Origin of the sequence: Mesoflavibacter zeaxanthinifaciens DSM 18436, assembly GCF_000422365.1 — a bacterium.
GTDB lineage: Bacteria > Bacteroidota > Bacteroidia > Flavobacteriales > Flavobacteriaceae > Mesoflavibacter > Mesoflavibacter zeaxanthinifaciens.
Map to the genome: position 1 here is coordinate 205,167 of NZ_AULQ01000005.1, position 13,177 is coordinate 218,343.

General features: G+C 31.7%; 9 protein-coding genes. 1 reads left to right on the forward strand and 8 read right to left on the reverse strand.

Annotated elements, in window-relative coordinates:
* Window position 1 precedes the first annotated feature (1 nt).
* From H574_RS0105420 to H574_RS0105430, 3 genes are all read right to left on the reverse strand, one after another.
* Window positions 2-376, reverse strand: coding sequence for a hypothetical protein (locus tag H574_RS0105420; protein ID WP_027879588.1), 375 nt, complete (start codon window positions 374-376; stop codon window positions 2-4).
* A gap of 67 nt (window positions 377-443) precedes the next feature.
* The gene (locus H574_RS14360; RefSeq protein WP_051169833.1) at window positions 444-1,796 is read right to left on the reverse strand and encodes a DUF5689 domain-containing protein; all 1,353 of its coding nucleotides are present in this window, start codon (window positions 1,794-1,796) and stop codon (window positions 444-446) included.
* A 32-nt stretch (window positions 1,797-1,828) separates the two neighbouring features.
* Window positions 1,829-4,708 (reverse strand): carboxypeptidase regulatory-like domain-containing protein, encoded by a 2,880-nt coding sequence (locus tag H574_RS0105430; RefSeq protein WP_027879589.1) that lies wholly within the window; start codon window positions 4,706-4,708, stop codon window positions 1,829-1,831.
* A 142-nt stretch (window positions 4,709-4,850) separates the two neighbouring features.
* Between H574_RS0105430 and H574_RS0105435 the strand changes: the two genes are divergently transcribed.
* Window positions 4,851-5,927: an endonuclease/exonuclease/phosphatase family protein gene (locus H574_RS0105435; protein WP_027879590.1), complete on the forward strand. Its 1,077-nt coding sequence runs from the start codon at window positions 4,851-4,853 to the stop codon at window positions 5,925-5,927.
* A gap of 51 nt (window positions 5,928-5,978) precedes the next feature.
* On the opposite strand, the gene H574_RS0105440 is transcribed toward H574_RS0105435, so the two are convergent.
* The 5 genes from H574_RS0105440 to H574_RS0105460 form a co-directional block, all read right to left on the reverse strand.
* Window positions 5,979-6,407: a hypothetical protein gene (locus H574_RS0105440; RefSeq protein ID WP_027879591.1), complete on the reverse strand. Its 429-nt coding sequence runs from the start codon at window positions 6,405-6,407 to the stop codon at window positions 5,979-5,981.
* Window positions 6,408-6,512: 105 nt separating this feature from the next.
* A complete protein-coding gene (locus H574_RS0105445) occupies window positions 6,513-9,164 on the reverse strand; it encodes a TonB-dependent receptor (protein ID WP_027879592.1) in 2,652 nt (883 codons plus the stop codon).
* A gap of 166 nt (window positions 9,165-9,330) precedes the next feature.
* Window positions 9,331-10,974, reverse strand: a complete 1,644-nt coding sequence (pgi, locus tag H574_RS0105450) for a glucose-6-phosphate isomerase (protein ID WP_027879593.1) — start codon at window positions 10,972-10,974, stop codon at window positions 9,331-9,333.
* Window positions 10,974-12,296, reverse strand: coding sequence for a M23 family metallopeptidase (locus H574_RS0105455; RefSeq protein WP_051169834.1), 1,323 nt, complete (start codon window positions 12,294-12,296; stop codon window positions 10,974-10,976). Before H574_RS0105455 ends, pgi begins: the two co-directional genes overlap by 1 nt.
* Window positions 12,254-13,177 (reverse strand): tryptophan 2,3-dioxygenase family protein, encoded by a 924-nt coding sequence (locus H574_RS0105460; RefSeq protein ID WP_027879595.1) that lies wholly within the window; start codon window positions 13,175-13,177, stop codon window positions 12,254-12,256. The genes H574_RS0105455 and H574_RS0105460 overlap by 43 nt, the downstream gene beginning before the upstream one ends.

Here is a 13,177-nt window from a genome sequence, read left to right on the forward strand (position 1 = left end):
ATCAAATACTTTTTAAAAGAATTAATCCTAAAATAATACAACCTATAGGTAACAATAAAAGTATACTTGTATTATAGCTGTTTTTACTTTTATTGAATTTTGCGTTTAAAACCTTTCGGCTTTTACCATTGTACTTCATCCAGTTTTTAAGGTGAATGATTATTGAAAATATGATGAATAACGTCCACATACTAGATGTAGACATTGTTTTAACATGCATCTTACTAAGAAACGTTACAAGAAAAGCACCTATAACAAATAATAAAGCGATTTGAAGTATTGAAATATAAAATAAGGCAATACTGTTAGCTTTTTGTTTAAACTTAGGTTTAAATGCAGAAAATATAGCAAAGAAAAATTGATCAAATGTTGTCATATGTTGAAATAAAAAAACCTGCTAAAGATAGCAGGTTTTTTTATTTTTTAATGTTCTTAAGAATTTATTATTCTGCAGAAACTTTTACATTATCAATCTCCCAAGTTGCAGCTGCAGAACTTGTAGATGTATATTTAAATGCAATAAACACATTACCACCTGCAGCAGCAGAAAGATCTAAAGATCCTGAGTCAGTCCAAGAAGACCAGCTACCAGTGTTAGTATCTAAAGTTGGTGATAAAGCTACCCATGTACCATCTGTAGTTGGGTCACCACCGTTATAGTCTGTCGCATAAAATACTTCTATATCATTACCATTGTACCTTTTTACAGTTTGGAATGTTAAGAAAGCACTTGGTGTATTTGATAAGTCAATTGGTAAAGAGATTAACCAATCTTCATTAGTTTGTGCTCCTCCAGAAAAACCAGACATTGTTGCACTATCATCTGGGTTACCAAAAGTATTGTAATACCATTCTTGTGTTCCTGTAACGTTGTAAGGTGTCCATTTATCTAAGTTTCCTGCAGAAAAATCGTCTTCAAATAATGGATCACATCTTAAGTCATTATCAAAGTTAATTGCTTCTGGTGTGTTGATATAAATTGTGTAAAAATCATCAAAATAATCTCTAGTTAATACACCATCAATACTACCTCTATTTGCTGGTAATGGTAATCCTTTAAAATCTGAGAAAGTACTTGTACTTAAAATTACGCTACTTCCTGTTGCACAACTTTCTAGTAAACGCTCTCCATCAAAACTGTCATTAGTTTCAGATGCAAATGTAGTTGTATTACCTACTACAAGATTGCTATTAAATTGCATGTCATTTAATCTGATATATTGACTTTCTAGAGCATCACTAAATTGTGATATTGTAATTTCTTTTGGTACTATTGTAGCAACTTCACTTGTTCTAATAATATGGTTTGGCACTAATGTACTAGCTATTTCATCTATTTGATCTCCATTAAGACGACCTAATTGTAATACTCCGTTACTTTCGCCTACAGTTAATCCGTTAAGCTTAACATATACTTTTCTACCAAATTCGTATTGAGTAAATAATGGGTTTTTATCTACTTGTACTACAATTGCAGCAGTTGGATTTTCTGGTGCGTCTTGGATTACTAATTGCTTATAAAAGTTACCACCTTCGTCACTAGACACAACATAACCTACTGTATATTTTTCTGATACTGTTTCGCTAGCTGCTTCGTAAGTGTATGCTTCGTTTCCATTACTACCAAATGCACCTAAAACACCACTTAAAGTATTAAATTCTGCATCTGTATTTGGGTATTCTGAAATCCCTTCGATTGTTGAAGGTACATCAAAGTTATCGTCTTCAACACAGCCTGTTAGTACAACTAAGCTTACTAAAAGTACTGCTATTTTGTTTAAATTTATTTTTTTCATCTTTTCTTGAATTATTTTTTTCTATAAATATATTAAAATCTTACGTAAACATTTAAATAATAAGTAGTTCCGTTACCATAAAAATAACGATTACCAAAAACAGGTCCGTTTGGATTTGTTTGTTCTTGCAATTGACTTCTGTAATCCACACGTCTTGATTGCTCAAAACCACCTGTACGATACTCTTGATTAAATACGTTATTTATTGTAGCAAAAAACCCAATAAAGTAGTCATTTACTTTCCAAGATTTACCTCCTATAACGTTTACTAACATGTAATCGTCAAATTGTTCTTGTTGTAATAGTTGCTTTGCAACTGTAGGATCTACATCATTTATTTCTCCTCCAGTAACTACGTAATTTTGACCATTTGCTGTATTATCTTGAAATTGAGTTTCTGAATATAATTCTGGGTCTGTTACAAAAGCAGCACTTCTTTTTAATGCACTAGGATCTACATAAGCGTTAGAGAAATGGTTTGCTGTTACACCTATATTCCAATAGTCTGGATCTCTATATTCAAAACCTATTTGGAAGGCTCTTTCTGGTCCACCTGCAACGTGTAAGTTTTTTAAGTTGGTTGTACCGTCACCAAATTGAGCTGTACCTGTTCCAAATTCTTGACTGTAATAAGTTAAGTTTGGATTGTTGTTATAAATGTATTGACCAAAAGATGCAGCACCTTTTAATTTAATTGTTGGTGTTACTTGTGCTTCTATACCTAATTCTCCTCCTATACGTTGAGTTTCGATATTTGTAATTGCTTCTTGTACTAAGTTATTACCTGCACCTTCACTAAAGAAGAAACCTGTATCTGTTCCGTCTTCTGTTGTCGAGTAAAAACCTGTAAGTCTAGCTTTAACTATTGGAGAACGGAAAATATAACTTGCATCTACACTTGTTATTTTTTCGCTATCTACATCTTGTAACAACATATTAGATTGTCTTACGTTTGCAAACGTGTTTCTAATACTTGGTGCTTTAGTCATGTATACACCGTTAAAATCTAATAAGTGACGTCCAGAAATTTTATATGTTAATCCTGCTTTAGCGCCAAAGTTTTCAAATTCTACTTTTGGACCTTTACCAAAAGAGTTACCTACAAAATATCCGTTTTCAAATAAACCTGTTCTTTGGTAATCTGTTTTAGAAATGCTTCCTCCTAAATAAAAATCTACTTTACTGTACTTAAATACTGCTTGTGCAAAACCGCTTAATACGTTAGCATCAATTTCATAGTTATACTTATATCTATCTCCTTCTCTAGCAATTCTGTTTGGGTTTCTAACATCAGATTGTGCTGTTGTTAAAGTTCCGTCTGTATTTTGTGCTGGCTCATCAGAGAAAAAGTCTACATCTAAATATCCTGATCCTCCTAATAAATCTGATACTTCTGCAAAGTTTTCACTTTTAAGATTTCTGTAGTTAACAGATGCATTTAATCTGATATTGTCTGATAATTCTGAAGCTAAAATAATATTAGCCATTAACTGCTTATCGTCTATTCTGTCTTCTTGTACTGCATATACAGAGTTTTCAAAAGTTGAATTTGCTGTGTATAATGCATTCCAATCAAATTGACCATCGTTTACAAAATTTTGTTGCGCGATGTATGCTTGTTCGTAATCGTAAGCTGTTGGACCACCATCAACATTTAAATGATAGCTTGGTAAGTTTTGGTAGTAAGTTGGATCTGTATTTCTAGCTCCTCCAATATAACTATCTTGACCGTTAAATCTTACTAACCTTGTTCCTCCGTTATCTATTCTTGTATTACCTATTTGCCCAAATTGGTAACCTATGTTTGTGTTTATAGATGTTTTTTCAGAAATATCCCAATAGTGATTTAACATTAGGATTGGTTCTTCAATTCTTCTAATTCTAGAGTTTCTTATATCTCCATTTAAATCTCCCCAAAATGGGTTGTATTGTCTTCCTTTTAGTCTAAAAACTTCTTCTGTAATAGCTGTTGATCTACCTCTTCTGTTTTGTGCGTAGATAGACGTGAAGTTTAAGCTGTGTTTATCGTTAATTTTCTTTTCGACTACAGCAACAAAAGAGTTTGCATCATAAAGTGTTCCGTCTATATAACCACCATCACCAAATCTTCTTGAAGCTAAAAGGCTATATGCCCATCCGTCTTCCATTAATCCAGAGTTATAACTTGCCATTATACGTCCTTCGTAACTTCTATTTGCAGAAGCAAAAGATAAACGACCACCTTCACGATATTTAGAAGCACGCATAACAATGTTATTTGTACCTGCTAAATCGCCAAAGTTATAGTCGTTAGGTGTACTACCCATTGAGAATTCTTGATTACGTTGTAAATCATTAATTCCTCCCCAATTTCCCCATTGTGGTCTTCCGGTTGCTTGTTTGTTCATTTCTAAACCATTGATCAACACTTTTCCATTAGCGTTATCTAATCCTCTTGGTCTAAAAAAAGTTGCACTAAAGTCAAATGCAGCAGCATTTAAAAATACATCTCTAGATGATTGTAATAGTCCAGACACATTACTTGTTAATCCGTCATCTTCACTATTTAACTGATCATCAGAAATAGAAATGATATAAAGGTCTTTTTTATCACTAGCATTATAAGATAAAGTCATATCTTGTATGTCTAATGTTTTACCTTCATTAACCACAATAGGATATCTTTTTGTGGTATAATCAACTTTTTCAATTTTAAGAATCTGCTCTCCTAAAGGTAGGTTTTGCTTAAAAGTAAATTGACCAAAAGCATCTGTTTTAGTTGTTACGTTAGACTCTTCAATTGTTACTGTTACATCCGGAATTGGTTCATCGGTTACGGCATCTTTTACACTACCTTTTACAATAGTTTGCTGCGCAAGCACTGTAAACGTTGAAAAAACTCCAAATAAGAAAAATAAAAAACTTTTTTTCATAAGTGAATTTGTTGTTAAAACTTTGTTTTACCATTAAATAATTATTATTTAAGGCGTGCAAATTTACATTATTTATAATAAATATCTACTTTTGGCAGGAGTTTTGTAAATAACATAACAAAAACGTAACAAACACTTTTTAATGAAACATTTTAATTACCTACTATTTGCACTACTATTTATTAGTATTATAAATGTAAATGCACAAGAAAAGAAAAAGTTTAAAATCCACACTGTTGCTTTTTATAATCTTGAAAATTTATTTGACACCATCAATGACCCTACAAAAAATGATGAGGCAAGTCCAATGATGGAAATTAAAGCAAACCGTCAAGAAATATACAAGAAGAAAGTACATAATATGGCTAGAGTAATTTCAGAAATTGGATCTGATTTTACAAGAAATTCTCCTGCAATTATTGGCGTTTGCGAGATAGAAAACGTTAACGTCCTTGAAGATATAGTAAATGACCCATTACTTTTGGGTAAAGATTATGGTATTGTTCACTTTAACTCTCCTGACAACAGAGGTATTGACGTTGCTTTACTTTATCAAAAGAAGTTATTTCAAGTAACATCAAGAAGCACACATACTTTAAAGATTTATGATGATGAAACAAGAAAGCGTATAAACACAAGAGACCAATTATTAGTATCTGGTGAACTTGAAGGCGAGAAAATGCATTTTATTGTTAACCATTGGCCTTCAAGACGTGGTGGAGAAGCCAGAAGTAGACCTAAAAGAGTTGCTGCTGCTAAGTTAAACAAACGTATTATTGATAGCTTACAATCTATTGATCCATATGCTAAAATAATAACAATGGGAGATTTAAACGATGATCCTACCAACGCTAGTGTTAAGGACGTTTTAAAAGCAGAAAGAAATAAAAAGAAGGTAGACTTTAAAGGTATATATAATCCATACATAGATATGTTTAAAAAAGAAGGATTAGGTACTACTGCTTATAGAGATGCTTGGAGTTTATTTGATCAAATTATGTTAACAGAGCCTTTCTTAAAGAAAGATTATACAAATTGGACTTATTATAGAGCTGGTATTTTTAATGAAAACTACTTAGTGAATAAAAAAGGACGTTGGGAAGGTTACCCGTTAAGAAGTTTTGCTGATGGTGGATTTACCAATGGTTTTAGTGATCACTTTCCGGTTTATGTCTATCTAATTAAAGAACTTGAAGACAAAAAGAACAACGATAAATAAATATCGATAATAATATAAAAAAAGCGAGCTATATAGCTCGCTTTTTTTATATTAAAACCAAGTAGACCATGGTATTTTAGCTAATACTAATATTAATGCGATAGAGTAAAATATAGCAATAGTTTTTAGTTTTTTTGCTGAAGTTAATTTTTTCTTATGCTTAGAGTATCCTATAGTAATAAATGCTATAGCTAGTAACATTGCTACAGGATGTTCTACCGCTACATTACGTATGGCGCTATTTTTCATAATTTCTCCCATGCTCATTTCTCCAAAGTAATCAGCAACAAACCATAAAATAATTCCTATTAAAAACTGAATATGAGATACAATTAAAGTGAATAAAGAAATTCTAAAATCTCTTGCTTCATATTCTTTATTTGTAAATGTTTTAAAAAGCGCATTAAAGGTAGCTACAACTAACATTAAAAACACTAAATATGCCCAATAAGAGTGTAACATTTTTACTGTTGAATACATATATTTTTTATTTAATTAATTAGGCTATAAAGGTAGTAATTATATTGCATAAAAAAACCGCTTCTTTACAGAAGCGGTTTTTAAATTTAATTCTTTTTAGTAGAATTAGAAGTTATATCTTAAGCTTGCGTTAAACGTTCTTCCAATACCTAAGTAGTAACCAAAAGCATCTCTTTGGTTAATATAGTCTGCATTGAAAAGGTTGTAAACATTAGCTCTAAAAGTCATTTTGTTAGACCCTAAATCAAAGTTATAAGTTAAACCTGCATCTGCAAGAGTATAAGCAGGTAGTCTTACTGATTCGTATTTACCTCCTGAAAGAGCTTCTGCTGCAACATCTGCTGGATCTACAAACTCATATAAATCTGTGTAAATGTTGTAATCCATATCTACGGTTAACCCTTTTAATATTTGAGCTCTAACACCAAAACCAAATGAAGTTTGAGGTGCATTACCTATTTTAACTCCAGTTAAATTAACATTACCATCTGAAGTAATAAAGTCTCCAGTATCATCATTTTGAAGTGTATAAGGAGTTTCTCCGTCATACTTCCAGTTTCCTAAAGAACCATATCCTCTGAAAGACCATTTTGAAGCGATAGGACGATATTCAAAATCAAACTCTACTCCATTATGTCTTTGAGTAACATCTGTAAGTCTGTAAGTACTAAACTCATCATCAGATGTATTTAAAGATCCATCTGCACCTGGTTGAACAGGTCCATTAATAGATAAGAATCTATTACCCCATTGTGTAGAATAAACGTCTACATTTACTCTCCATTCTTTACCTTTAAATCTATAACCACCTTCAATACTAGTAATTTCCTCGTTATCTACATCTGGTTCTGCTAATCTGTTATCATATCTAATATCTGCAAAAATATTATCTAAATATGGTTGACGAGAATATGTACCTGCGTTAACAAAGAATGAATGGTTATCATTAACTTTATAAGCAAATCCTCCTTTAATGTTGTAACCTCCTTTAGTTACTTTTTCAGATTTTCCTAGACCATTCCCTCTACCTGTAAAAAATCCTTCTCTTTGGTAAGATTGAGTAGAAACAGCTCCTTGTACGAAAGCAGAAAAATTGTCGTTTTTATACTCTACTTGTCCAAAACCTCCTACATATTGAATTACTTCTTCGTAATTGTAATCATATCTTTGATCATTATCTGCATAATCAAATAATGCACTCCATGGATTAGCTTCAAAAGTCTCAGTTATAACATAATCAGAAGGACGGTCTGTTCTAAAGTTATCATTATAACCATCTAAACCTAATGTGTTTTCTAATTGTCTAAAATGTATACCGTTGTAAGTTCTTCCATCTACCCCTACATTTAAGTTCCAATTATCATTAATTTCATAATTTAAATTAGATAATAAACCATACCAGTTATGAGCATTAACTGAAGATCTTCTTAAATAAGAGTCACCAAAAGTACCATACTGACCTCCGTTTATTGTTGTAGCAGTAGCAATGTTGTTTTCAACGATTGCATCAAAATTAATTTCTCTTTCATTTAATCCTGTAATACCTACATCTTCATTTCTAATACGTCCATTACCAACGTTACCAGTTCCGCCACCACGTCCCCATGATGCATATAATACTGTAGATAATTCCATTTTGTCATTAATATTGAAATCCCAGTTAAGGTTAGCTACAGGTTTATGATAGTAGTTTCTACGCTCTGTAAATCTTTCTCCATTTAAAAAACCAGAGTTATCATTAGCTTTTTCTCCGTAAGTTTCATAGAATTCTAAATCTTCAGAGAAGTTTTGATCATGCCATTGTGGAGCACCAGTTAATAAAAAGTTGAAAGTGTGAGTTTCGTTAGGCTTATAACCTACAGAAAACAAATAGTTTTGTCCTTGACCAGCTGTACCAATTGAATACTTTCTATGTGCTTGCCAATGATCTACTAAAACAGAATAAGCCCATCCGCTTTCTTTAAGTCCAGAGCTATATGAAGCTGTTGTCTTGAAATAACTATCATTACCTCCTAAAAATCTAACAAAACCACCTTCTGTTTTATCTGTTGTTTTTGATACAATATTAACAGTACCTCCTACTGAAGATATAGCTAATTTTGACGCTCCTAAACCACGCTGTACTTGTACTGCGTTTGCAACATCACTCATACCTGACCAGTTTGACCAATACATTCTACCGTCTTCCATACCATTAATTGGTTGTCCGTTTAATAAGTAAGCCGTGTTAGTTTGATCAAAACCTCTTAAGAAAATTTGACTATCTCCAAATCCTCCTGCTTGATTAGAAACGTAAACAGATGGAGTGTTTTTCATAGCTTCACCAAACTCTACGTTACCGGCAGCTTTTAATTGGATGTCTTTACCTCTAATTGTAGAAACTGCTACAGGAGTTTCTCTTCCTGCTGCTAAATCAATTACACCTGTTCCTACAATAACTACTTCTTCTAAAGAGTTATCTGGAGCTAAAGAAACTTTACCTAAATTTTTACTTCCGTTAAAAGTTAAAGTTATTGATTCATAACCTACGTAAGAGATTACGATTTCTCCTGACTCTGATTGAGTTTTTAAAGTAAAGTTACCATCAAAATCAGTTGTAGTACCATTAGAAGTACCTTTTTCCATAACACTTGCACTTGGCAAAGGGCTATTGATTTCTGAGTCAAGAACAGTACCTGTTACTGTACTTTGAGCCATTGTAAATGCAGTAAACATAAATGCTACTGCCAAAAACATAAATTGAATTTTGTTTTTCATCATGTTGAATTAAAAATTGTTTGTTTTCAAAATTTGATGCAAAATTACTACTAATTATAGATGTAATATTAACTTAATGTTAACATTAAGCGCTTTTTTAAAAATAAACAACTTAAAAACCCAATAATATCCTGAATAACAAAATTATAGACCTACTTCTTAACGTTTACTTAAGAGACTGAAAATGCTTAATTAAGTTTGTTGTTGAACTATCATGAATAGCTTTATTATCTTCTCCAAACTCATTTAAAATTTTATTAGCTAATTGTTTTCCTAACTCAACACCAAACTGATCGTAGCTATAAATATTCCAAATAATACCTTGTACAAATATTTTATGTTCATACATGGCAATTAACTTACCTAAACTTTCAGGTGTTAATTTATTAATGAAAATGGAGTTAGTTGGTTTGTTTCCTTCAAAAACTTTGAAAGGTGTTAAAGTTAAAACTTCTTCCTCAGATGTATTTTTTTCTTTAAACTCAGCAATAACTTCTTCTTTAGTTTTTCCGTTTAATAATGCTTCTGTTTGTGCGAAGTAATTAGACATTAATTTATCTTGATGGTCTTGATTACCATGAAGTGATTGTGCAAATCCAATAAAATCTGCTGGAATTAATTTTGTACCTTGATGTATTAACTGAAAAAAGGCATGTTGCGAATTTGTACCTGGTTCTCCCCAAATAATAGTACCTGTTTGGTAATCTACTCTATTTCCGTTTCTGTCAATACTTTTCCCGTTGCTTTCCATAATGCCTTGCTGAAGGTATGTTGCAAATTGGTTTAGGTATTGAGAATATGGAATAATAGCTTCACTTTCTGCATTAAAGAAGTTGTTATACCAAATACTTAGTAAGGCTAAAATAACGGGTATATTGTTTTCAAAAGATTCACTTTTAAAATGGTTATCCATTTTATTTGCTCCTTCTAAAAGACTATTAAAATTATCAAATCCTACTGCTAAACTAATTGACAATCCTACTGCACTCCAAAGTGAAAAACGACCGCCAACCCATTCCCACATTGGGAAAATATTATTAGCATCTATACCAAAATCTTTAACCTTTTGGATATTTGTAGACACTGCAACAAAATGTTTTGCAACATGTTCTTCTTTACCGTGTTGTAAAAACCAATTTTTAATGGTGGTTGCGTTTGATAGTGTTTCTTGGGTTGTAAATGTTTTAGAAACAATTACAAATAAAGTAGTTTCTGGATTTAGTTTTTTAATAACTTCATTAACGTGATCTCCATCTACATTACTTACAAAGTGTGTTGTTAAATGGTTTTTATAATATTGAAGTGAATCTACAACCATTGCTGGACCTAAATCACTACCACCAATACCTATATTTACAACATCTGTAAACGCTTTACCAGTATATCCTTTTAATTCGCCCGAAGTGACTTGATTGGTAAATTTTTCAATTTTTGATTTTACCTCAAAAACTTCTGGCATTACATTAACACCATTTACCTTAAAAACAGCGTCTTTATCAGCTCTTAATGCAGTATGTAAAACAGCTCTTCCTTCTGTTTTATTTATAGTTTCACCGTTAAACTGAGCATTAATTGCTTCCTTTAACTTACAATCTTCTGCAAGTTGTAAAAGGTGTTTTAGGGTTTCTTCAGTAATTCTATTTTTAGAAAAATCTACGTAAAAATCTTCCCATTTTACAGTTAGATTATTTGCTCTGTTTGCATCTTCTGCAAACAAATTTTTCATTTTTAAATCTTTTACTTGATCAAAATGCTTTTGTAAATTTTCCCAAGCTTTTGTAGCTGTTGGATTAACTGTAGGTAATGCCATTATTTGGTATATGTAATTGCGTTATCTTGATTGGTATGTATGTCTAAAACCTGCTCTTCAGCTTCTATAGGATAATTGTATTCTATATTATCTAATTGAATTTTTATAGGTTTTATAAACTTTAAATATTCTGCTTTTAGACTGTCTGATATAGGCTCTGCTTCTGGTAGTTTTTGTTTGAAAGGATCTACTTGTTTTCCGTTTTTCCAGAAACGATAACAAACATGTGGTCCAGATGTATTACCCGTCATCCCAACATATCCAATAATGTCTCCTTGTTTTACAAAATCACCAACTTTTACCGCACGATTACGCATGTGTAAATATTGTGTTGTGTAAGTTGAGTTGTGTTTAACTTTTACATAATTACCGTTACCGCCTCTTCTAGCAGATTCTATTACAGTTCCGTTAGCTGTAGATCTAATTGGTGTACCAATATCTGCTGCAAAGTCTGTCCCTTTATGTGGTCTTACACGGTTTCCGTAAAGTGCTATACGTCTATTTAAATTATATCTAGATGAAATACGTTTATACTCTACAGGTGCTTTTAAGAATGCACGACGAAGGTTTTTTGCGTCCTCAGAAAAATAGTCTTTTAACCCTTTTACGGTATCGGTTTCAAACTGAAATGCGTAAAACGGCTCGCCTTTATGTTCAAAATAAGCTGCTTTAATTTCGTCTATTCCTGCATAAATGCTGTCGTCTATATATTTTTCTGTATAAATTACTTTAAATTTATCGTTTTTTTGAAGCCTAAAAAAGTCTATTGTCCAAGCATAAACATCACTCATTTTATAAGCTAAAATGACACTTTTCCCTTGTTTATCTAATGCTTCTGAAATGTTAGATTCTATAATTCCAGACACTTCTTTTTCGACATATTTTATAGGTTTTGTTGAAGAATATGCGTGAATTGAGTCTTGAAAATTAACAACCACATAATCTGTTTTTGTAGGTTGATAAATAAAACATTTTGGTTCTTTTAAAGAATCGTTAGAACACAATAAAGTATAAGGCTTGCCTATCTGAAGCTTGGTAATATCAAAACTATCTTTTGTTAGCTGTGCTATTTGAAATATTTTTGAATAGTCTATTTGATTACGCTGAAGTATTTCTCCAAAGCTATCACCTTTTCTAATAGTATCTCTTTTTACAAAATAATCTTTTAGGTTAAAACCAAACTCATACACTTCTTCTGGCTCTATAACCTCAACGGTTTGTATAGGTTCTTTTACTTCGTTTTTGCAGGCTATACTTAGTAATGCTAAAGCTAGTATTACTAAACATTTTTGCCCCAATCTTCTAACTCTTGCTTGCTCCATAAGTCTGGAAAAAATATTCTTCTTTGATATTTTGGATGCATGTACTTTACCCATTCGCTTCCTCCTGTTGCTTCTGCTGTTTTACCGCCTATGTTTAAATAGTGTTTTGCGGTATTATAATGTGCCATAACCCAAGTGATGTTTACGGTATAATCGTAATGGCGCATTGCTTTTATTAAATCTTTATCTTCTTTAACATCTTGTGGTAAGCTTTTAAAAATGGTCCACAGGTTGTGTGTGTTATAGAATTCTGCAAATCTAATAAATTCGTCTTTGTATTTCTGCTCGAAAACTGTTAATGTATAACTTTTTTTACCTGTTTTGTAGTCTTTTCCTGCAGCTTGCCAATACAAATGTTCAAAAGCATGTTCAAAAGAGGTATTTCTATCAATAGTTTCTCTAAAACGATTATCTATTAAGTTTATTAGCTCGGTAGAAGCAAATTCTATTTTTCTGTATTGTGCAGATTGAAATCCGCTAGCTGGCGTAAGTGTATTTCTAAACTTATTGTATTGTTCTATATCCATACCGTCTTTCATTACGGTAAAGGATGAAGTTAAGACATCAAAATAACGACTTATTCGCATTATTTTAGTTTCAAAAAATGCTGCTGTTATGTCTTTTTTATTTGCAACTTGGTCTATTTCCCAAAGTATCATTTTAAACAACAATTCATTAACTTGATGATAAAGGATGAAAACCATTTCATCTGGTAATGTTGTTCGTTTTATTTGTAAATTTAATAGGGCATCTGTTTGGATATAGTCCCAATAATCTATAGGCTTACTGTGTAGTAAGCCTTCTAAATGTGTATTTAGATTTTGATCTAAATCTGAATATTTTTTATCTAATTGATCTATAATTTTTTGGTCAGCACTCAT